This is a genomic window from Rhodohalobacter barkolensis (assembly GCF_002834295.1).
In the GTDB taxonomy this organism is placed as follows: domain Bacteria; phylum Bacteroidota; class Rhodothermia; order Balneolales; family Balneolaceae; genus Rhodohalobacter; species Rhodohalobacter barkolensis.
On record NZ_PISP01000001.1, the window covers coordinates 944,739 to 967,887 of the forward strand.

The window sequence follows — 23,149 nt, forward strand, 5'->3', positions numbered from 1 at the left end:
AATCCTTTAACATAACCTGATTTTAATAATCATCTACATTTTACGATGAAAACTATCAAGCCCTACATCCTGTCTGCTGTCGCTGTTTTGCTCTTTATTCAGTGCGAAACACCCGGCGATCCCAATTTCACCCTCTCCCATCAGATGGACACCCCGCTCATTGCTGAGAGCCGGTTTCAGTTTCTGGGAGACAAAAATGCACTCATCGATACTACATCGGAGGATTTTTCAGACCTCTTTACTGTAGACGGTGACCATTTGATCACCCTCACCAAACAGGATCTGTTTGAATTTGAGGACCTGAATGATGCCATACCCGTAATTGATGCAACCACAGCTCAATTTGAAACTCAGGTTGGTGAAATCTCCATTTCTGATTTCTCGTCACAGGACGAAAATGGAAATCTGGGAGAGGCTGGCTTTGAGAATCTGACCGGACAGACCGTTACCCCTCAAGAGGGAGATTTTATACCGGGCGCACAATCTCCATTTCCGGTAAATATCGATCTCGACACGGATTTCTTTGAATCGGCCACCATCAAACAGGGATCTATTGAAATTGTTCTTCGAAACGAACTGGGCATTGATCTGGACCTTCTTACCCTGGAACTTTTCAGTGATGACAATTCTGTCGGTTCAGTCACATTTTCGAACTTTAGCCATGGAACCACAGAAAGCGATAAAATCACTATCGTAGAAAATCCCGATGTCGACCCGGAAGTTCTGCTCACAAACCTAAACGTTGATGTAGAAATTGAATGGTCGGGACAAACGCTTCAAACTGATCCGGGAAGTTTAATTGTGAATGGTGTTCAGGGGCAGGATCTGGTGGCTTCACAGGTTGTAGCCCAGATACCTTCTCAGGACTTCTTCTTCAGCGGTTCCGCAGATTTTGATAACTCCGAATTCAACTTCACCTCAGCTGATCACTACGTTGAGCTGCAAAGCGGAACTCTCTCTATTGAAAATATTCTGAATTCTATCGACCTCGAGATCCCTTCCCTGCAAATCTCCTTTCCGGATATCCGAACAGCTCCCTGGACCGAAGCGGATTCGTTGGTGATCTCATTTGAAGGGGCTAACGCCATACCGGCAAACAACAGTCAGCCCATTTCGCAATCCGTAGACCTGACAAATACACGAATTTATGCCCAAAACAACGAGATCAAATACAACACGTCTGCCATCACCGAGGATACACAAGATGATTCAGGCAACTCATTGAGTACCATCAACGAATCAGACGCCGTTTCAGCAGATGTAAATCTCGATAATCTCACTATTTCGGAAGCATTTGGAGTTCCTTCCACACAACAGGCACTTTTAAATAATGATGATCCTTCAAACGGAACGGTCATTGACCTTTTGAATGACAGTGAAGCGGAGATTATCGAAATTGACGGTATCCGAGATCTTTCACAAAAAGTGGATGGCATTGAGTTTTCAAACGCCTCGCTGGATTTCAACTACTCCTTCAACTCCGATCTACCGGTGCGAGTTATCGGGGCTTTTCTGGGAAGAGATTCAAACGGAAATCAATTTTTCTTGCAAGCACTGCCCGGAACCAATCGAACCGTTACGGACGCAACCGATGCTGAGCGCCTCCGGTTTGACGGAAATACCATTCCTGCCAATGATCTTATTCAGTTCGAAATCGATCATCCCGGTGATCCGGAGATTACGGAACAGATCATATTTGATCGTACCAATACCACGATCAATGAGTTTTTCAGCCGGCTGCCTGACGAGATTCGATTTGTAGGAATCGCACTGGTGAATGAAGAAGAAACCTCAGGAACCATCCGAAATCCGATACAATTCAATCCCGAATACAGCGTAAATATTCCGCTTTCTCTGAGAGCAGAAAACGCCACATTCGTGGATACGACATCGCAAGATCTGGGGAATCTACCCGGTCCGGATGATGATTCCATGATTGAAGAGGGATCACTGGAGATTCAGTATGGAAACCGCATCCCGCTGGGATTCACGCTGCGTCTCGATTTCCTTGATGAAAACAACCGGGTTCTCACCACAGCTCCCGTCAGTAATGATGATCCGCTTCGTTTTGATGCTGCCCCGGTTGACGGCAATGGCATCAGTACAGCCGCATCAAACGGAAATACGACGCTCAGTTTGAGTCGTTCTCAGCTCGATCTGCTCAATCAAACCCGGAATATTCGACTATCGGCCGGAGTTCAGACAAGTGACGGTGATGAAGTGAGCATTCGGGATACGGATGATGTGACGATCCGCATCAGCGGTCGATTCAAAATTTTAAATCAAGTGAACTGAGGGCTGAGCCATGAAAATCAAACAATCTTCCTTATTTACGATACTGGCATCCTTTGCTCTCCTCCTTTTCAATCCTTCTGAGAGCTCCGGACAAGCATCCCATCAAACAGCCGGTACAATCGGACTGGGTGGCGGCGGTGTTGCCTACCAGGATCTCTATCACGCCAATTTTATCAATCCGGCCAACCTGATGCTGAACCACAACAGAAGGCCTCACATTACGCTTGGTGTAGTAGGCGGAATCCAGGCCCGGTCAGGCGGAGATTTAATCAATATCAGCACATACAACGACTACCTGACTACCGGAATGACCATTGAGGGCACTGTTGCAGATGATATGCTGAATCAGTGGTTTGGCGCAAATGATGCGGGTATGCGTTCTGCTGCCATGGATTTTAGCCTGGTACCTGTAGGCGCCGTCTACCGCAATCCGGATTGGACCGTCAGTATCGCGCATCGCATTCGTGCATCCGGAAAATCATCCTTCTCTAGAGGATTTGCAGACCTTGTCTTCCGCGGACTCGACTCTGACTATTTCAACCAGTTCCGGGCCGTCAACTCTGCACAGGAGTATTACGCGTGGCACGAGTTTTCAGTGGGCTTTGCAACCACAATTTATCGTCAGGACCGGTTTATGGGATTGGGCCGGAATCTACGTATTCACGCCGGAATAGCACCTAAGCTTCTTCTCTCTGCCGACTATGGTTCACTGAGCCTGCAGTCTGATCTGAGGATTGAAGGTGTATCAGCTGAATCGGGAGGAGAAATTCAGCACAACTTTAACTACACCGTTGAAACCATTGGAGCACGAGCCGCTCAGCTTGAGCAGTATAACCAAGATCGTCAGGCCGGTTTGGATCCCAAACTGGATGATTATTTGGACCCGGATGCAGGCGATTATACCGGTTTCAGGGGAACCTCCATCGGCGTGGATATGGGGGTAACGGCCCGGCTCGATCTGCACGATAATGCTTTCAGTAATCTTGGAATCTTCCGCGGTGATAAAACTTTGACCGTTGGCCTCTCACTCACGGATTTGGGAGCTCTCTCCTTCTCCGATAATGCACGCTCATTTAATGCGGCAGACAACTTCACATGGAATGGGATCGACTACGATCAGGAGACCATCGACAATGATTTTGACGGAGACGAGAGTGCTTACTTTGAATCTGTTCTGGTTGACAGTATCGGAAATGACGTCTATGGTAATTTCAACACAAGTACGGAGTCCTCTCACTCCGTCGGATTGCCAACCATGTTGAGAGTCGGCTCGCACCTGCAGCTGGGCAAGTTCGGGTTTATGGCAGATATCGGAGCGGGAATGGTTGATCGAGGCATCAACAGCAGCAGACTGCATCTCTCGCTGGGCAGTGAATACAAATTCTTCAACATTATTCCACTTCGTGCAGGAGTACGAATGGGCGGCTACAGCAGTACCACATTTCACGCCGGTACGGGGGTAGAACTCAGGAATTTTGAATTCAGTCTGGGAGTTGCGGGGAGTGCCAACTCCCAAAACCGTGGAGCCGCACTGGGCGCCGCCTGGAGCGGGATCGTTGTTCATTTTTAAAATAACCTCCCCCTCTGGAGCCCGCCTGCGCCTAGGTTTTGGAGGACAGGAGGGGAAAAGTTTGAATGAAAACGCAAAACGTGCTTCATTCAAGCAAGGGGTGTGTTCTTGGAAGCACAAATATTGAAGACATTCTAAACTTAGAAGTGAACACCGGGGTCGTCGTTCAACACACCTCTGAATCCCTACGTTAAACAATTCGAGTTCTTTCTCCTCTCAAGAGGAGATGTCCTTAGAACTCCCCTCTCGAGAGGGGAAAAGCAAAAGGGAGAATGCGTCAGCATTGCTCACTGTGCGAGGGGTGTGTTACTGGATACATTATTTGAGGACATGCTTAAAGTTATGAGGTGACTTTCTAACCCAAGGTGAACACACCTCTGAATCCTTCGTTAAACACTTCGGATTCTGTCTCCTCTCATGAGGAGATGTATACAATCTTCCCCTCTCGAGAGGGGAAAAGTTCAATTCAAAAGCGAAGCTGGTTGAATTGGGCGAGGGGTGTGTTCTTGGGAATATCAAAAACGAGGCTATTCAAATCTTAGAGGTAAATCTGGGCTCAGCAATCAACACACCTCTGAACCCTACGTTGAACACTTCGGGTTCTGTCTCCTCTCAAGAACTTGTCCGACTATCGGCGGAGGAGATGGCTAAAACCTCCTCTACAGAAACACCTCTCCATTCGGCGATCTGCGCTGCAATGCGTCTGCGCACATCTTCTACCAGTTCCACACCATCCTCTTTTTCCATACCTACGGTTGGAATCGGATCGAGAACTTTCATTCTGACGTGTACATTCGGCTTAAAAACCCAGCTCTTTTTGGGGAGACAGTCATGAGTGCCGTCCAAAGCAATTGGCAAAATCGGTTTCTGTTCGCGAATAGCAAGGTCAAAAGCACCGATTGCGAAATGATTTACTTTGCCGGTTCGGGAACGGGTCCCCTCCGGAAAAAAGATGACCGATATATTTTGATCCAGGTAGTATTTACACTGTTTAAATACACCGATTCTCTTGTTCGATGAGGACCGATCCACCGATATATCCCCCGACATCTTCATCATCCATCCGACAATCGGAAGTCCAAACAGCACTTTTTTGGCAATCCATTTCATCTCCCACGGCAGATTGGAAATCACCGGTATATCCGCATTCGACATATGATTACTTACCATCACATAGGGATTCCGGTCATCAATATCTTCACCTCCGTCAATATCCACCTTCCAGGTTGGATTTACTTTGGATATGAAATAACCCAGCTTCCGAAACCACTTTCCCGTTCTGTATCGGACCGGGCTTCGGTCAAACAGACGAATGAGCGCGAGAAGTGGCATCCAGAAAAGTATCAACAGAATGATGCCGGCCCAAATCAACAGGGATTTTATTCGCTGTACCATAAAACCGGAAATTGCTATTTAATCTTCGGTATATAACTCTTAATAATGCCCCAAATTCCCTTGGACGGTTTACGGGCACGTTTATTGCGATCCACAGCCTTCTCTACAACAGGTGGCAGCGTTACATTTTTCAAGTCCTCAACCTTCTCCGGTTTTGCAGCCTGTTCCTGCTTCTCTTTATCAGCTTTTTTCGGCTGCTCTTTTTTCTTCTCCTGTTTCGGCTTTTGCTTTGGAGACGATTTGGACTCAGACTTCTGTCGCTTGTCTGACTGATCTTTGGCTGAAGAGTCCTTGCTTTGTTTCTTATCGGTTTCCTTATCTGATCCTGTTTGGCTTTTAGCCTGGTCCTGCTTGTCAGATCCTTTCTTCTCGTCATTGCCCGATCGGCTGCCCGGTCGCTGTTTTTTGGAATCATCAGACTTCTGACTCTTATCCCTTGAATCCTGCGACTTCTCTTTTGTCTGACTCTTTTTGCCTTTCGATTGATCTTTCTTTCCGCCTTTAAAATCATCATCCCATGAGAAGTCGGACGAATCACCAAAGTTTTTGGGCAGTTCAATATGCTTGATCGTATTCCCTTTGATCCGCTCAATATCACGGAATTTCTTGCTGTCGCGGCGGGTCACAAACGTAATGGCAATTCCGGATTTATCATACCGTCCGGTTCGCCCGATACGGTGAATGTAGTCATCCGTGTTGTTGGGTACATCGTAGTTCATGATGATCGACACCTCTTTGATATCGATACCACGCGCCAGAACGTCGGTAGCCACAATTACCGGTACCTGACCGTTCTTAAATGCATTCAGTGCCCTGTTTCTCTCATCCTGAGAACGGTCACCGTGAATACTTTCTGCCTTGATTCCCTCATCCCGAAGAAGTCTATGAAGTTCATCCGTTCCTTTCTTGGTAGAGGTGAAAATAATGCAGGAGTCCCATTTAATATTCTTAAAGATCTTTTTGACCAGCGGAATTTTCTGATCACTCAATAGCGTGTAAGCGCGCTGTTCAACCTGTTTTGATGGCTTGGACCGCTCAATTTCTACAGAATCGGGATTATTCATGATGCTGCCGGCCAGATTCTTAATCTCATTCGGCATCGTAGCGGAAAAGAGAAGAGTCTGTCTCTCCTTTGGCAGCCACGAGATGATCTTCCGGATATCCGGCAGAAAACCCATGTCCAGCATTCTGTCTGCTTCATCCAGGATAAAATACTCCACATTCGAAAAGTCGATGTTGATCACTTTGTTTTGATCCATCAATCGTCCTGGCGTCGCAACAATGATGTCCACTCCTGCCTTGATTGCGTTTACCTGCTGAGCAAAATCGCTGCCGCCGATCACCGTGGCTGAGGTCAGGCCGGTATGATATCCGATCGCAAAAATCTCTTCATCAATCTGTTTGGCAAGCTCGCGGGTCGGACTCAGAATAAGCGCTTTTACGCCATCACGCTTTTCATTGTTTTTTAGAATTTGATCCATAATTGGGATCACAAACGCGCCCGTTTTGCCGGTTCCTGTTTGTGCGGTGGCAATAAGGTCACGCCCGGAGGTGACAATGGGAATCGCTTTCTCTTGAACAGGTGTAGTATCAGTAAATTGAACATCCCGCAAGCCGGCGAGCAGTGAATCAGAAAGGTTTAAATCAGTAAACTTCAAATGTCAGTCTTTTATTTGTTATAAATCGTTGATGGTTTTTCATCTAAGTCAATAATATAACAAAAGCTTTCGACAGTTTAGAGTGGAAAAGATGGACGGTATACGGTGTATGGTTTACGGTATGCGTGCAATCGGCAATCGGCAATCGGCAATCGGCAATCGGCAATCGGCAATCGGCAATCGGCAATCGGCAATCGGCAAATTTTTTAAAATTTGACACCACATCCAAATTCTGAATTCAAAATTCATCATTCAAAATTCAAAACCTTCCGCGAAAATCTGCGACTTGATTTGCGCAAATCTGCGAGAACCCCTAATCACTAAGCATTGCAAATATAGAAATGTATCAAACATACTTCTTTTGTGACCTTTTTTGTTGGAAGCCCAGATTACCAAATACCAAATACCAAATACCAAATACCAAATACCAAAATTTTTGAACATTACTAACAAATCCAAAATCTAACGGGATTCATTAATAAAACTTGAAAACCCAATAGCATTGTATTACATTATGTATGACAAGTAAGTAAATCCAAGACAATGAAATCCGTCAGATTACCCAAAAAGCTCGAAGAAGAGCTGGATGCCCTCTCCTCTTCCACGAATAAATCTCATTCCCACATTATCCGGGAAGCGCTGGTGGAATATATTGCAAAAGAGAAAAAAACACAGAGCCCCTTCGAAGCAGGAAAAGATCTATTTGGCAAACGAGGGAGCGGTGACATCGATCGATCTGTTACTTATAAATCGAGAATAAAAGAGAAAATAAGTGAAAAACAGTCTGATTGATGCGGGTCCGATAATTGCACTTTTTGATAACACTGATCAGCATCATGAAAAAGTCCTTTCTTTTTTAAAAGAGTATCACGGCCGTTTGACAACCACCTGGCCGGTACTGACTGAGGCCTGCTATATGCTCGATTTCAATAGAAACACTCAGCTGGATTTTATTGACTGGATTATTGCCGGTGGTTTAGACGTGTACAATCTTCAACATTGGCAAATCGGAGCAGTCCGAGATTGGTTTGTCAAGTACTCCGACTTACCGGCGGATCTGGCTGATTGTACTCTCCTGGAAGCAGCAGAATCACAAAATATTGATTCAATTATTACACTGGATCAGGATTTTTCCGTATACAAATTGAACAATGGGAAATATTTGAATAATCTGATTCAATGAGTTGATCAGTGAACGGTTTAGGGTATACAGATTACGCCACTAAAACTACTAATCACCCTCTCCTGATTGATTTACATTCTTTTCGCAGCCCAAAATTGCACAATGGCTTTCCTGCCCAGTAAAATTTCAGTATGTATCCCAATTGAAGAAATCGTCTAAACCCTACAGTCTATCTATAATTATAAATGTGGTTGCAATAGCAGACACAGCCGGTCCGATAACACGTACATAATCTGCAAAGGATGGCCTACGCTTTACTTCAACACCTATAATATCACTATTTTTTAAGGTATGATCATAAAATCTGTCCGGGATCGGGTCCGAATATCGATACGTGAAATTCGTAAATACAGGGTCTTCGTTTGATTCTCCAAATGATGTGATATTAATCTCAATTCGAAGTTTAGACCAGTCTACAGTCGTATCTCCTGTTCTGTAAGATGCCGGTCCGCGTGCATAGGATATCAATTCATGGATTCTCGTACCCCGTGGAATTAAATACCGACCGGGGGTATTAATATCTCCCCAAACACTCACTGAGTCAGCCAGCTGGCCAGGTTCAGCAATCCGGATCAATCCTTCCCCCAAACGAAATTGTTGGGATACCGGAACACTTCGTTGTTGTGCATTTGCAAACTCATACCCAATACACACAAAAAATAATATTCCCAATAACGTTTTCAGTCTAATCATACATCGATATTTTAATTTCATGTCTAAACAAATTCAATTGATAAATATCACAAAAATGATATTCTAAATATCAAATACTCCGGTTGTAGTCTTTGTAAGCACGTTGATAATCGTAATGTCCATTCGATCGAGTATAATAATCTCCACTTTTTTCGTAATTATAGGCTGTCAAAACAGTACCGATAATTTTGGCATGAACGCGTTCTAAATTTTCAATCGACTGGTTTAACTCATTTATCGGTGTTTCACCAAATCGTGCAATCAGAACAACTCCGTCCACAATAGGGATTAAAGGAGCTGCATCTGTAATAATACCATAGGGAGCCGTATCAATAATAATATGATCGTAATGCTCCTCAACCTGATCAATCAAACCCTTCAGCTTTTCACTCTGCAATACAGCTGATGGATTAGGTGGCTCTTGTCCGGTGGTTAACAAATCCAGGTTTGGAACCACAGTTTCACGAATTACCTGACTCAACTCTATATCATCATTAAAGAGCGTGTCAATGAGTCCGGGTATCCGATTTTCTCCCAGTAATTTGTGCAGATTTGGCCTTCGCAGATCGGAATCAATAATTAAAACTTTTTTCCCAGAATCGGCTAAAATTACGGCAAGATTTGTAGAAACGGTGGATTTTCCCTCACCTTTAGCGGAGCTGGTAATCAAAATACGTTTAAAATTTTCGTCCGGATGAGAATAGATAATATTGTTATGCAATCTGCGAAAGGATTCACTTACCGGGGAAATACTGTCTGTGATTGACAGCAGAGATGTTGAGATCGATTTCCCTTGAATTGTAACTGTTTTTGAATCACCAAATATCTCTTTCATTCGATTAGTCATATCCGGAATCACAGTAAGAAGCGGATATCCCCTCTCTTTCAAATGATCTACACTATCCAAAGTATTATTAAATAATTCCCTTGTAAAAACTGCACCCAAGCTGACGATTCCACCAAGTAAAAATCCAACAATTACGATCATCCGTTTCTTAGGCTCTGTCGGTTTATCGGGAACAAACGCATAATCAAGTGGTCTGCCCTGTCCGAACTGCGTCTGTTCCCACAATGCAGTTTCTGCGTACTGTTGAGAAATAGTCAAAAAGAGCTCTTCCTGAATTTCTGCATCCCGTTTCAGACGAGCTAATTCTATCATATTATCGGGCAGATTATTGAAAAACTCATTTTCTGCAGCCATGCGTTCATCAATTGCTGTTTCCTGAGCCAGATATTGAGATTCTTCAATGCGCAATTCAATCAATTGGGTTCTGAGTTCTGTAATCCTTCCGGCAATACCATTGTCTGTATTGCTTAAAAACCCGATATAGGCATCTGCGCTTTCATCAACCAATGTAGATGCTATTCTGTTGATCTCTCTCCTCAGTAATTGAATCTGATCTTCAATTTCCACGAGATAAGGCTCCTGATCCGGTTGATCTCTCAATGACGGATTCCGTTGAAGTAGAAGTAATTTTTCAGTTTCCAGCTCGGCCAATCGATATTGATATCGCTCCAGGGTGGTCCCAACATTGTCTGAAAATTGATCAGCAAGACCGGGCTTAATCTCATCCAATTGCTGCTCATAAGCACTGATTGCTGAAGTTACAGCCACCTTTCTAACTTGTAATTCCTGCCTTTGAGCCTCAAGCTCAGAAATCCGTTCAATTGCCGCACTTGTCTGCTCATCCACCTGAATGAGCCCGGTTTCATTCATATATACACGCAGTCGCTGTTCATTTTCATTCAGTTCCTCGCGAATCAACTCTCTCTCCCGCTCTAAAAAGTCAAGCGCGGATGATGCTGCACCGCGATTCTGTTGTTGGGAAAGATCCGTATACCCTTCAATAGCCTGATCAACCATCCAGGCCGCCTCAAGCGGAGAGTAGCTTTTAAAAGTAATACGTAACATATCCGTATCCTGATCCTGACGGACTATATCCATGTTATTTCTGATTCGAGTTGCAACAGAGTCACGCGTAACTACGGTCGAGTCATCCGGAAAAGCTCTCCAAAGTATTGGGAATCGACTACCGTTTTTCATTACATCCTCTTGAATCACTCTGTTAGCAAGTGTGAATGACATCGATCTGGATCGAAAAACCTGCAGTTCATTCGATAGCGTACTGCCCATACCAATTCCATAGGTTGCTGATAAAAGATTTGACAGTTCTGCACCTCCGCCCGGATACCGGTTTTGATCATCTTTGATCAGGATGGTTCCATCACTTTCATACACGGGAATAATAGAATATGAATAAATAACAGATGCAATCGTAAACATCAGTGTAATACCTGCAATAATCCATTTATATCGCAGGATAATACTGAATAACTTTATCAGATCAATCTCATCCGGATCTAATTCATTAGGATAATCCCCGTTATAGAGATTTTTATTCGCAGAAAACCCATTTCCCCGCTCAAACTGTCCCATTCTCTTCTTTTATATTAAAGCCAACTGATGATTTAACAAATCATATGTACCTAAAGTGTGACACAATATATGAATCTATTGCTAACAGTTACAATGGATTTAGTCTATTTAGTAAATAGATATCAATTTCTAATTTAGAAAATGTAATACTATATTTTTTTAGTAATTATTAACTATACATTAATTCAACGTTTACAATTGTTTATTACAACTAAAATTATACTTAAGAATACAATTATAAAGTTTCAGTCTGAGTGAATTCCAACTAAATATTTCATTGTTATTCAATTTTGTTTACTTAAACTAAACTTCCTTGCAGTAAAGGAAAATAAGCCATTAGATTATTCAAGATGTAAAAGAGCAAATGTGAGAAATAAAAAAAATGATTGTAACACCCTGTTTACAATTCATAGGATACAATTGCACCCTTCGCGGTTTCCAATATTTCCTCTATCTTTCAATTCAACCACATCAAGTACAATCTTTCTACATCCGGGTACTCTAAAGGCATGAATCCATTCTATCGTATTTATTCACTTATTTTTCTTGTGTTTCTTATCACGATAATACTGTTGACCGGATCCCGAATCCATGCTCAACACTCAGAAAATTGGTCCAAAACCTTAATCCTGAAACCTGAAACTTTAAACCTGTTACCCGACACTACCGACTCAAGACTCAATAAATCCTCCTACTCCCAAATTCGTCACTTCGAGCGTAATGAAGAGCTTGCGATGAATAGAGTCGAGAAGCCTTACGCAGAACCACAAAGTTCTCGACAAGCTTGTCCTCCGGAGCCTCGGCACAGGTGGACTCCCCGATTAAATACATCGGGGCACGGCGCACTGACAGAATCCAAAAGCCAACTGCCAATTGTCAACTGCAAACTTCCTTCTCAAGACCCAAGAAACACGACTAACTACTCAACCTCAAACATTGAACTTTCAGAACCAAGCCTTCGAAATTCAAAATTCAACATTCGTCATTCAAAATTCCTATTTACAAGTTCCCTAATCACAGGCTCCGGAACCACACTCCCCTTCCACCTCCACACCAATCGTCTGGGCACCGTCGATCCAAACTCCACCAACTTTCTCAATCGCATCCGTGCCTTAGGAGATGTATACGAAACCGAAAACTTTAAACTGGACTACGGAGCAGACCTCGCTCTCCGCGTCTCCGAAAACTCCACCGCATTTTTCCCGGAGCTTTATGCTGGAGCAGAATACAAAGCCTTCCGCCTGGACTTCGGGCGCTTTGACCGGCCTATCGGACTCAACAACCACGATCTCTCCATCGGCTCGATGATGGTCAGCCGCAACGCCGTGCCCATTCCGCGCATCATGTTCTCCACACCGGACTTTAACGCTGTGCCATGGACGAACGACATTCTCGAGTTCAAGGCGATGTACAGCCACGGCTGGTTTACAGATGAGCGATATACCGATAGTCCATACCTCCATCAAAAATATCTCTATCTGAAGGTGAATACAGGTCCGATCTCAACGATCGGGGGTATTATACATAACGCATTCTGGGGAGGTACGCATCCCACACTGGGTCGGGCACCACAGTCGTTTGATGACTATCTGCGTATTGTATTTTCCCGGCCGGCTAACCCGGACAGTAACGCGCCACCCTCACAAATTTCTAATGCTCTGGGTAATTCCCTGGCCGCTTATGAATTTGCCCTGGAATATGAAGGAGAAGGGTTCAATCTAAATGCTACACGGCTCTTCTATCTTGAGGATTCTGTCTCTAAGCGATTCCGAAGCCCCTGGGACGGTGTTTGGGGTATGAATCTGGTTTTTAACGATGAAAACAGAATTCTGAACGCCATTACTTACGAGCACATCAATACCCGCCGACAGGACGCCAAATCGGACCAAGAGCGTGGACGTGCCGGATATTACAACCACAGCTACTACAGATCTGGATGGTCACATTACAGCCGAACCATCGGTATCCCGCTGATTACACGCGATCAGGAAACCGACCGGGTGGATAATAATATCATCGTAGGACATCACTTAGGACTGAGAGGGAATTTGAACAACAATATGAGCTATAAATTCCTGGGCACCTATACCCGTAACTACGGAACAGCCGAAGGATTCTACAAAGCTCCGCGTGGGTCGATCGATTTCGGAGAGAGACGAGAAGACCGATACTCTTTTCTTTTTGAAATGAACTACACTCTTAAAAGCATTGATAACCTTTCGTTCAGCTTTTCCACAGCTTTTAATGCCGGGGAATTCAGAGAAAGCAGTATTGGCGGAAGCCTTGGTGTGCGGTATTCCTTCGACTGACGAATTCCACGATTGTGGTTCGTCTGTCAAATTTCCGAGGCTGGTGGTAAATTTTTTAACCACAAAGGACACAGCGGGCTGCACAACGTACACAAAGATTAACTCTGCGATAATCAGCGAGAACTATTCACCGCAGTGGTCGTAGAGTAATTTACAGAGTCTTATTTGAAAGAAGAGACGACATAAGTACCAGAATTTTGATCTGAGAGGAGCCTAAGGACAGCATTGCACTTAAAATGTTAACAAAGATAAGAGAGAGATTTCAACCCATTAAGCCGGAATGGTTTCCATTCTAAGTCTGATCAGATCTTTTTTTTCCAACGTAATCAAAACAGAAGTGCGACCTTTTTTATCAACAAACTCCACTTCAGCTACGGTTTCAGATAAATCAGCCACAACTGTTCCAACATCCCCCCTATGCAGTTTTTTATCCGGAAGGTCTTTTAAAAGGGCTACAGTATGTAATTCTTTGATGTTATACATGATTTTCAATTTATGTGATAATATAGCAAGTCACAAACTCTGGAATACTACTGCCAGATTTTTGTATCCATATGGTTTTAACGATTGCAGCCTGATCCTTAATATTTATAGAAAGATCAGCACTGAATCTTTTTCCAAACCGATCCTCGGGACCGGGTACCAACTCAGCATTTTTAATCTCATGCAATATCTTTTCTTTTAAAAGTTTTGCCTTAGATTTCCCGATTCTTAATTGGGAGGCAAATACTCTCGCCTTGTGTTTCCCACAGGATGACTAGGATTTAAGCAGTAATCTCTCAGTTTCCGTATATCAATATGAAAATCAGAATATTCCATAGTTTTACGATGTTTAATGACTCCAGGAATAGAAAGAATAGAAAAATTGAATGTTTGTCATCTGTACATATAATCTAAATTCTAACCACAAAGAACAATGCGATCTTCACAACGATCACTAAGATAGATTCCGCGCTAATCTGCGAAATCTCTGCAAATATCCGCGAAAAACAATTCACCGCAGTGGGCGCAGTGAGGATTGAATAGTGTATTGAGTCATAGTGCTTCCACTGTGTACGTTGTGGTTTAAAGAGTCTTGAGTCCTGAGACCTGAAAACCACCCCGGAATTCGGCAGACGAGGAACCTGTCACTGTTACCTGAAGCTTGAGGCTTGAATCTTACCCAACCTGCTTGGCTTCCTTTTTTTTCTTTTGACCGGAAGATCTTTCCACACCCGATGTTCTTTCATTCCGCTCGGCAACTCTCTCCTGATAGGTAAAGTAGCGCTCAAGATCAATAATCCCGAGCTTTTTGAAGATAAATCGCTTATAGCCGCTGGTTGGCAGAAACGTAACCATCGATAGTATAATCACACCGAGAACAATGTTGTTGTTCAAGTGAGCAATTGAAATAGCCAAAAGCCCGATTAAAATAGTAACAAGATAGAGCATTACGGCTGTCTGTCGCTGTGTAAATCCAATCTCCAGAAGCTGATGGTGTACATGGTCACGTCCTGGAGTGAATGGGCCGTCACCGCGAGCCAGGCGTTTCAGGAATACAGTCAATGTATCATACAGGGGAATAGCCAGAAATGCGATTGGTAGTACGGTAGATGCATTACTGTAAATAATTGAAAAACTGCGAACCTCACTCAGTCCGATGAAATGAACCGTTAAAAATGCCAGCAGGAAACCGACAACTAACGAACCGGTGTCTCCCATAAATATGTTGGCCGGATGAAAATTGTGAATCAAAAACCCTAACATTGCAATTGCTGTGAAGAGAGCAAGAATTGTGAGCGGCATATTTCCGGCAGCAAAAAAACCGGCTGACAGAAAAAGAGAGGCGATCAGTCCGATACCTCCGGCAAGACCGTCGATTCCATCAATCAGGTTATAGGAGTTCATAATTACAATCACTGTAAATAGAGTAACCGGAATAGATAGATAGAGCGGAATCTGATCAACCCCAAAAATCCCGTTAAAATTACCAATAAACGCATTGCAGCCAAAAATGATGAGCATTCCTGTCAATATTTCAACTGCGAGTTTTTTATTGGGGGAAAGTCCCATGATGTCATCTTTCAGCCCGGTAAAGAAAAGCAGTACAAGAGCTGCAGAAAGATAACCGAAACCGGTGAGTTGCTCCGCATAGCCGCTAATAGCGTACCCAATAAAGAGTCCGATAAAAATTGCAACTCCTCCGAGAGATGAAATATAGCGGTCGTGAAGTTTGCGTTCTCCGTCCGGTTTATCGTAAAGGTCTTTGTGGTAGGCCACCTTGATTAGCAGCGGGATAGTTAAATAAACAACCCCAACCGTTATGATGGCGGCTGTAGTTAGCTGTAATAGTGATAGTTCCATCTGATCTGTAGCGTATAAACTTACTCTCTTCTTAATTTCTTCGTTAGGGTAAGTCTAAACGTCTCTGATATTTATTATTAATTAGTTGTGTATTCATAACATTCCTCATCCATCAACAACTTATAATAAAACATTTTGATAATTAAAAAAAATTAATCTATTGAAGAAGAATTAGGTCTATGATTTCTACACCTTACAGGTTTGAATTCAATTCGTCACTACGAACATAATAAAGTTTTCAAGACGAGTATAGTCAAGACTCCTCTGACAAACATTACCATGTTCTCGACTCTGCTACTTTGCATTCCGCGACGCTCGAACTGACGAGAATCAATTTAAAATTTCCCGAATTCTCGGGACTGCGAACAACACGCAGCATCATTCAAAATTCCGTGAAAAAACTGTTAACCGCAGGGTTACACAGAGTGGCACAGAGTTTACGTTGCGCCCTTAGTGCATCCTTTGTGCTCTTTGTGGTTAAAAAGGTCTGAGTATGAGTGTCCTGCGGCTTGAGACTTGATACCGACAGCCTTTAAAACCACTCGTAGGACGAGGAACAATTCAAAATTCATCATTCATCACTCAAAATTCCTATCAGGTTCTCAAATATTCTTTTAAACGTCTTAGCTCCGATCGGTACCTACACCCCGTAATACCCACGATACCACTTGATAAACGCATCAATTCCATCCTGTACTTTCGTATCCGGCTTGTATCCAAGATTTTCTTCCAAATCCGTCACGTCCGCTTCCGTCCGAGGTACATCACCGGGCTGAATATCCATAAAATTCTTTTTCGCCTCCTTACCCAGGCTCTTTTCAATGGCCGTTATAAAATCCATCAGCTTCACCGGTGAGGAGTTCCCGATGTTATACACCTTGTAGGGTGCGGTGTTGCTGTAAGATACATCCTGCTTACCGTCTTCGTGCTGTACAGGCTTCGGAATATCCTCCATCACTTTAAAAACTCCTTCGGTGATATCATCAACATAAGTAAAGTCCCGGACCATGTTGCCGTGGTTGAACACTTTAATCGGCTCATCATTTATAATAGCATCCGTAAAGAGAAACAGCGCCATGTCGGGTCGTCCCCACGGACCGTAAACCGTAAAGAATCGAAGGCCCGTTGTTGGAATTCCGTACAGGTGACTGTAAGTGTGGGCCATCAGCTCATTCGCTTTCTTGGTGGCTGCATAGAGGCTTATCGGATGATCCACGCTGTCAGACGTACTGAGCGGCATCTTGGTGTTGTTTCCGTAAACGCTGGATGAGCTGGCATAGACCAGATGTTTTACATCATTGTGCCGGCACCCTTCAAGGATATTGATGAAACCGACCACGTTGCTGTCCACATAGGAGTACGGATTTTCGAGGCTGTATCTAACCCCTGCCTGCGCAGCCAGGTTTATGACCTTATCGAAATTCTCCTTCTCGAACAGAGAAAGAATCTCTTCACGGTCTTCCAGGTTCATCCGGATGAATCGGTAGCCGTCGTGTGATCTGCTTTGTACCGGCTTTTGCCACTGCTCTGCTCCTTCCCGTGAAATCCCACACTCGGCCAGACGATTGTACTTCAGGTTTACGTCGTAGTAGTCGTTGATGCTGTCAAGCCCAACCACTTCAAACCCGCGATCCAGGAGTTTTTGAGTCAGGTGGTACCCGATGAATCCTGCGGCTCCGGTGACGAGTACTTTTTCTTTATTATGTTTCATCCTATAATTTATTATTTAAAAACTCCGTGTGACTCCGCGCATTCCTCCACGTAACTCTGTGGTTAATCTTTTCACCGCAGAGTTTCACAGAGTACTTCTCAGTGTTTCACAGAGAGTTAATAACCCGTTTAATTCCTTCTTTCAATGATCTTACATTAAAATTCAGTATCAATCCGACTTCTTTATTTAGCAGCTTCAAGTATGTCAATGTTTGTGCTAAATGTAAATCATTAATTCCATCTGCAGCCTTAATTTCTACCACCACTTCATTTTCAACAAAAAGATCCACCCGATAACCGCACTCAAGCTTAACTTCTTTATAAACCAAAGGTAAAGGTTTTTGTGTTTCAACATAAATACCATCTTCTCGTAATTCATATGCCAGACAGTTCTCATAAGCAGATTCCAACAACCCCGGACCAAGTTCTGTGTGGACTCTGTAGGCAGCGTTTAAGATGTTATGTGTTATTTGGTTTTGTTTCATGAAAATAGCCACCGCGTTACACCTTGAATACCGCAGAGTCTCACAGTGTACTGCACAGTGTTTCGCGGAGTTCAACTTAGTGAAACTCTGTGGTTAATCAATTATACCGCATCGTTTCACAGTAATTACAAGAGTTTTAAAAACCACCGTGCGACTCTGCGATTTCCTCAGCGATACTCTGTGGTTAATCTTTTCACCGCAGTGTTACTCAGAGTTTATCACTATTATTCAAGTCTTTCTTTGCTTCTTTAAGAAGTCTGATAACCACTGATCGTTATCTATTTGAATACTTTTTGTAAGCTTCCTGAACCGTTACAGATCCTATTTTACCTTCATTATAAGCATCAATTCTATGCTCAACTTCTTTCTTCCATAAAGAATCCATTTCACGGTCGGGCTGATCCAGGCTCATCATTAACTGCTCAATGATTTCGGATTTTTCCATAGCGGATAGTTCCAATGCCTCTTCAAGAAGTTTTTCCTTTTTTGTCATACCAATCAGAACTTGTGAGTTAAAAACTCAAATTAATATAATTTTTAACGAAATGAATTAATCATACACTTTATGAAATATTATAATCAACCACGGCGGGCACAGCGATATTTCACAGCGCCCACAACGCAGTGTCCGTAGTGCCTTCACCGTGCACGCTGTGGTTACACCATCCAACCGTTATCACCACGAAGACCTCAAAGCAGGCACAAAGTTCACAGCGTTGTGCATTTTGTGAAATCCCTTCGTGCACGTTGTGGTTCATTTATTTCAGCAAAGAACTCGAAATCGGCAACGTAAATTATCTACACTTCCAATATCACTGCATTTAACTGCTTAATTTTAATAAAATCACTATCCATAGTGATCAAAGGAAAACCTAGATGAATGGATGTTGCTGCAATGATCGCATCTGGCAATTTCAACATCTTTTTTCTTCGCAACTTAATCGCTATCTGTTTCACCGGCTTCGTTAAATCCAATACGAGGCACTCATTTAAAAAGGAATTTATTAGTTTTACTTCTTCACTTTTAAGCTTGGGATGGCTCAACAACTCAATCTCGGTAATAGCAGAAATCCAAATTTGCTGCCCTTGAAGGATCTTCTTAGCCGGTCCGTTTCCGTTGAAAAAGTTAATTAATAGAGAAGTATCGGCAACGATATTATTTCCATTCATCTCTTAATTTCTTCTGATAGGTTAACCCATCTACTCCAAAATCTACCTTTCCAAAGTAACGATCCAGGTCGACCGTCTTTTTACTTTTCCGTTCTGTTGCTTTCCGGATTGTTTCCCGGATCGTTTTTTCGGAATCTTTTTTATGAATGGTAAGTGCCATGGTTCCATGAACTCTTAAGTTGGTAATGAATCTCAATATACTAAATCAAAAACATTTGATCAGTATTCACTGCGTCACTCTGCGGTTAATCCTTATCACCACAAAAACCTCAAAGAAGGCAACACGATCTCAACATCGTACCTTTCGTGAAAATACTTAGTGCGCATTGTGGTTAACCTTTTCTTACCGCAGAGTCTCACAGTGTACTACACAGTGTTTCACGGAGTTGTCAACTTTAAGGGAAGCTTACATTTAACTCCGTGCGACTCTGCGATTTCCTCTGCGCTACTCTGTGGTTAATTCTACACTTACAGCCTCTTATCCACCTTGTCCTTATCCAGGAAGCTCTTCACATCAAATACCACACACTCATCCGATTTCTGGATCGGCAGGTTTCTGAACTTCTCATGTGCTACTGCCAGGATAATTGCCGAGTAGTTCTCCAGTTTCGGCAGATCACTCCCATTCGTGAGCTCTAAACCATACTCATCCTTTACCTCTTCGGGGTCCGCCCACGGATCAAACACATCTACATTCATGTCGTAACTCCGAAGCTCGTTATAGATATCAATTGCCCGGGTGTTACGAATATCGGGACAGTTCTCCTTAAAGGTAATTCCCAGCATCAACACATTCGATTCCAGAACCTTCAGATCTTTTCGCATCATGCACTTCACAACTTCCGTAGCCACGTGCTTGCCCATGCTGTCGTTAATTCGCCGGCCGGCCAGGATAATCTCCGGATGATAACCCACCTCCTGCGCCTTCTGTGCCAGGTAGTACGGATCCACGCCGATGCAGTGTCCGCCTACGAGTCCGGGATGAAAATTCAGAAAATTCCATTTGGTACCCGCCGCTTCCAGTACATCTTTTGTATCGATCTCCAGCAGATTAAAAATCTTTGACAGCTCATTCACAAACGCGATGTTGATATCCCGCTGTGAGTTCTCAATCACTTTTGAGGCTTCCGCCACCTTAATGGACGGTGCCAGGTGAGTCCCGGCTACAATCACCTCTTTGTAAAGATCATCCACATACTTTCCGATTTCCGGTGTAGAGCCTGAAGTTACCTTTTTGATCTTGGTTACAGTATGCTCCTTATCGCCCGGATTGATTCGCTCGGGGCTGTAACCCGCATAAAAATCTTTGTTAAAAGTGAGCCCTGAGACACTTTCCAGAACAGGTACGCACTCATCCTCGGTCACACCGGGATAAACGGTTGATTCATAAATCACCACATCTCCTTTCTTGAGCACTTTCCCTACGGTTTCACTGGCTTTGTGGAGCGGTGTAAGAATTGGACGGTTGTGCTTGTCGGTCGGTGTAGGTACGGTGACGATATAAACGTTGCACGCTTTCAGATCCTTGGTTTCTGAGGTAACGGTCAGCCCGTTCTCATTCCCGTTAAAATCTTGTTTAACAACCGACTTCAGATCTGCATCATCCACCTCAAGGGTACGGTCGTGACCGTTGTTCAGTTCGTCGACTCTTTTCTTGTTTATATCAAATCCAACGGTTGGGAATTTTTTACCGAACTCAACGGCAAGCGGCAGTCCCACATATCCCAGCCCGATGATAGCTATCTTACTGTTCTTGATATTCAATGAATTGTTCCTCTTTATTATTATTCTTCTAGGTTAATGCAAGCGCGAAAGATATTGAAAAAAGTAAGCCTTCGCCATGATGAAATTTTAACCAAACTCAAATTTGACTACATAGTGTCCTCCATAGCTAAACCTCACAGCTAATGAATCAAAATTAAGAACTCATATAATCACAGTCCAAAACATTCATAGCATTTTGAATCAGTTCATCCATAATAAAAAGATACAAACCACGGTGTACGCAGCGAATATCACGGCGTTCACTACGCTGTGTCCGCTGTGCATCCGCCGTGTCCACCGTGGTTATCTCATCAACTAATAACTCAATCTATAGAACTCAAAAAAAAAGAATCCAACCCTATATTATAAAAAGGATTAGATTCCATATTGAAAAGATGTTAATCACATAGTACACAACGTTGTGTCCGTGGTGCCTTCTTTGTACTCGTTGTGGTTAACCCTTTAGCTATTACCCAGATATCAAATTACAATATCACCCGCTTAATCCTCTGTTTTCATCAACTTTACATTGTAATTCAAGAGCAGTCCCAAACGACAATTGGTAAGCTTTAAATAGGTGAGAACCTGGGCAAGATGGATGTCGTGGAGAACTTCAACGGATTTTAATTCGACAATAAGCTTATTATCTATAAAGAGATCCAGTCGATAAGCTGTTGCAATAGATCTTCCTTTATATTCGAGAGGCACTTCCTGCTGCGCAACAAAGGGTATACCCACATCAAATAGCTCCGCCTCCATTGCCATTTGATATGCCGACTCCAACAACCCCGGCCCTAAATCCCGATGTACCGTAAAGGCGCAATCCAATACTTTCGTAGCCAATATGTTCAGTTCTTTCATATCCAAAACGTATAACCACAGCGATCGCTGCGATTTTCACGGCGTCCACCACGCTGTGTTCGCCGAGGAACCGCTGTGACCACTGTGGTTATTAAAACCTTCCTACTTATTCAGCAATTCAATCAAATGCTCAACAATCCTCCCCGACGTCTTCCCGTCCCACATCTCCGGGATGCCTCCCTTCTTCCACTCGCCAGCAAACAGTTTCTCCAGGGCCGGTTGTATCGCATCAGGGTTCACGCCCAGCAGCTCATTGGTCCCGATGGTAATCGTCTCCGGACGCTCGGTGCTGTCTCTCAGCGTCATGCACGGAACACCCATCACCGTCGTCTCCTCCGTGATGCCGCCCGAATCGGTAATCACCGCCTTCGATCGCTCCACCAGGTAGTTAAACTCCAGATACCCCAGCGGCTCCACCATATGCAGACGCTCATGACTGATCCCCAGATTGTTCAACATCTTCGCCGTTCGCGGATGCACCGGAAAGACCAGCGGCAGATCTTTTGTATTCGCGATAATCTCATCCATCAACGACTTCAGGTTCTCCTCCTCATCCACATTCGAGGGACGATGCAGCGTCATCACCAGGTAATTCCCCTCTACCAGGCCCACTTCATCCCAAACGGCGGGCTTTTGAAACCGCGATCGATGCTTTAGCAGCGTATCGATCATTGTGTTGCCCACGTAAAAGATCCGGTCATCCTCCACACCGCTCTTTCGTAGGTTTTCGTTGGCAATCTCAGAAGTGGTGAAAAAGTAGTTGGTCACCGCGTCCGTGGCCAGACGATTGATCTCCTCAGGCATTTTCCAGTCGCCCGACCGGATGCCCGCCTCCACATGCGCCACCGGAATGTGCATTTTCTGTGCGGTAATTGCGCACGCCATCGTGGAAGTCACGTCTCCCACCACCAGGCAGAGATCCGACGGCTTCTCCATCAGAAGCTTTTCGTAGCCGGTCATAATGGCCGCAGTCTGCTCCGCCTGCGTTCCTCCGCCCGCCCCCAGGTTCACATCCGGGGCCGGAATCCCAAGCTGCTCAAAAAAGGAACCACTCATATTCTTGTCGTAGTGCTGGCCGGTATGTACCAGTCTGAAATCGATATCCGTTCCTTTCTCCTTTGCTGCTTTGATGGCGTCAATAATGGGAGCAATCTTCATAAAATTGGGTCGTGCTCCGGCAATGAGATCTATGTACATGCTATTTTGTTCTGTTTAATTTTTAAAATAATTATCCTGGTCATGATGTGATTAGCGATCTAAGGTAAAAAGTGAAACG

The 23,149-nt window shown here is 43.8% G+C and carries 19 protein-coding genes and 1 pseudogene; 5 read left to right on the top strand and 15 right to left on the bottom strand.

The features are described from left to right. Positions 1 to 45 precede the first annotated feature (45 nt). Both CWD77_RS03940 and CWD77_RS03945 read left to right on the top strand, forming a co-directional pair. The gene (locus CWD77_RS03940) at positions 46 to 2,295 is read left to right on the top strand and encodes a hypothetical protein (protein ID WP_101071913.1); all 2,250 of its coding nucleotides are present in this window, start codon (positions 46 to 48) and stop codon (positions 2,293 to 2,295) included. A gap of 10 nt (positions 2,296 to 2,305) precedes the next feature. Continuing rightward, positions 2,306 to 3,865, top strand: a complete 1,560-nt coding sequence (locus CWD77_RS03945; RefSeq protein ID WP_101071914.1) for a DUF5723 family protein — start codon at positions 2,306 to 2,308, stop codon at positions 3,863 to 3,865. A 612-nt stretch (positions 3,866 to 4,477) separates the two neighbouring features. Here the strand turns inward: CWD77_RS03945 and CWD77_RS03950 are convergent. Further along, the gene (locus CWD77_RS03950; protein WP_101071915.1) at positions 4,478 to 5,260 is read right to left on the bottom strand and encodes a lysophospholipid acyltransferase family protein; all 783 of its coding nucleotides are present in this window, start codon (positions 5,258 to 5,260) and stop codon (positions 4,478 to 4,480) included. 14 nt (positions 5,261 to 5,274) lie between these two features. Beyond that, entirely contained in the window at positions 5,275 to 6,918 is a 1,644-nt protein-coding gene (locus tag CWD77_RS03955) for a DEAD/DEAH box helicase (protein ID WP_101071916.1), read from the bottom strand. Positions 6,919 to 7,461: 543 nt separating this feature from the next. On the opposite strand from CWD77_RS03955, the gene CWD77_RS03970 reads away from it, so the two are divergent. Continuing rightward, a complete protein-coding gene (locus CWD77_RS03970) occupies positions 7,462 to 7,710 on the top strand; it encodes a ribbon-helix-helix protein, CopG family (protein WP_101071918.1) in 249 nt (82 codons plus the stop codon). Further along, entirely contained in the window at positions 7,691 to 8,101 is a 411-nt protein-coding gene (locus tag CWD77_RS03975) for a type II toxin-antitoxin system VapC family toxin (RefSeq protein WP_101071919.1), read from the top strand. Before CWD77_RS03970 ends, CWD77_RS03975 begins: the two co-directional genes overlap by 20 nt. A gap of 162 nt (positions 8,102 to 8,263) precedes the next feature. Here the strand turns inward: CWD77_RS03975 and CWD77_RS03980 are convergent, their stop codons facing one another. Both CWD77_RS03980 and CWD77_RS03985 read right to left on the bottom strand, forming a co-directional pair. After that, positions 8,264 to 8,794 (bottom strand): hypothetical protein, encoded by a 531-nt coding sequence (locus CWD77_RS03980; protein WP_101071920.1) that lies wholly within the window; start codon positions 8,792 to 8,794, stop codon positions 8,264 to 8,266. Positions 8,795 to 8,864: 70 nt separating this feature from the next. Next, positions 8,865 to 11,231, bottom strand: coding sequence for a GumC family protein (locus CWD77_RS03985; protein WP_101071921.1), 2,367 nt, complete (start codon positions 11,229 to 11,231; stop codon positions 8,865 to 8,867). 509 nt (positions 11,232 to 11,740) lie between these two features. Between CWD77_RS03985 and CWD77_RS03990 the strand changes: the two genes are divergently transcribed. Next, positions 11,741 to 13,540: a capsule assembly Wzi family protein gene (locus tag CWD77_RS03990; protein WP_101071922.1), complete on the top strand. Its 1,800-nt coding sequence runs from the start codon at positions 11,741 to 11,743 to the stop codon at positions 13,538 to 13,540. A 270-nt stretch (positions 13,541 to 13,810) separates the two neighbouring features. Here CWD77_RS03990 and CWD77_RS03995 read toward each other — a convergent pair whose 3' ends face one another. The 11 genes and pseudogenes from CWD77_RS03995 to wecB all read right to left on the bottom strand — a co-directional run bounded on the left by CWD77_RS03995 (position 13,811) and on the right by wecB (position 23,070). Beyond that, positions 13,811 to 14,023 carry a DUF4926 domain-containing protein gene (locus tag CWD77_RS03995; RefSeq protein WP_101071923.1) on the bottom strand — a complete coding sequence of 71 codons (213 nt, stop codon included), beginning with the start codon at positions 14,021 to 14,023 and terminating at the stop codon, positions 13,811 to 13,813. Between the two features lie 10 nt (positions 14,024 to 14,033). Continuing rightward, positions 14,034 to 14,276: pseudogene (locus tag CWD77_RS15750) on the bottom strand (DUF6883 domain-containing protein); the annotation flags it as partial. Between the two features lie 422 nt (positions 14,277 to 14,698). Next, complete coding sequence (locus CWD77_RS04000) at positions 14,699 to 15,883, bottom strand: MraY family glycosyltransferase (protein ID WP_101071924.1); 1,185 nt, start codon at positions 15,881 to 15,883, stop codon at positions 14,699 to 14,701. A gap of 640 nt (positions 15,884 to 16,523) precedes the next feature. Beyond that, positions 16,524 to 17,594 carry an NAD-dependent epimerase gene (locus tag CWD77_RS04005; RefSeq protein WP_101071925.1) on the bottom strand — a complete coding sequence of 357 codons (1,071 nt, stop codon included), beginning with the start codon at positions 17,592 to 17,594 and terminating at the stop codon, positions 16,524 to 16,526. Positions 17,595 to 17,700: 106 nt separating this feature from the next. Then, positions 17,701 to 18,078, bottom strand: coding sequence for a GxxExxY protein (locus CWD77_RS04010; protein WP_101071926.1), 378 nt, complete (start codon positions 18,076 to 18,078; stop codon positions 17,701 to 17,703). A gap of 274 nt (positions 18,079 to 18,352) precedes the next feature. Further along, on the bottom strand, positions 18,353 to 18,571 hold the full coding sequence (locus CWD77_RS04015) for an addiction module protein (RefSeq protein ID WP_101071927.1): 219 nt from the start codon (positions 18,569 to 18,571) through the stop codon (positions 18,353 to 18,355). Positions 18,572 to 18,876: 305 nt separating this feature from the next. Continuing rightward, positions 18,877 to 19,248 carry a type II toxin-antitoxin system VapC family toxin gene (locus CWD77_RS04020; protein ID WP_101071928.1) on the bottom strand — a complete coding sequence of 124 codons (372 nt, stop codon included), beginning with the start codon at positions 19,246 to 19,248 and terminating at the stop codon, positions 18,877 to 18,879. Next, the gene (locus tag CWD77_RS15525; RefSeq protein ID WP_165779067.1) at positions 19,235 to 19,408 is read right to left on the bottom strand and encodes a hypothetical protein; all 174 of its coding nucleotides are present in this window, start codon (positions 19,406 to 19,408) and stop codon (positions 19,235 to 19,237) included. The genes CWD77_RS04020 and CWD77_RS15525 overlap by 14 nt, the downstream gene beginning before the upstream one ends. Positions 19,409 to 19,716: 308 nt before the next feature. Further along, positions 19,717 to 21,012: a nucleotide sugar dehydrogenase gene (locus CWD77_RS04030; protein ID WP_101071930.1), complete on the bottom strand. Its 1,296-nt coding sequence runs from the start codon at positions 21,010 to 21,012 to the stop codon at positions 19,717 to 19,719. 501 nt (positions 21,013 to 21,513) lie between these two features. Further along, complete coding sequence (locus tag CWD77_RS04035; RefSeq protein WP_101071931.1) at positions 21,514 to 21,873, bottom strand: GxxExxY protein; 360 nt, start codon at positions 21,871 to 21,873, stop codon at positions 21,514 to 21,516. 102 nt (positions 21,874 to 21,975) lie between these two features. Continuing rightward, the gene (gene wecB, locus CWD77_RS04040; RefSeq protein WP_101071932.1) at positions 21,976 to 23,070 is read right to left on the bottom strand and encodes a non-hydrolyzing UDP-N-acetylglucosamine 2-epimerase; all 1,095 of its coding nucleotides are present in this window, start codon (positions 23,068 to 23,070) and stop codon (positions 21,976 to 21,978) included. Between the last annotated feature and the right edge of the window lie 79 nt (positions 23,071 to 23,149).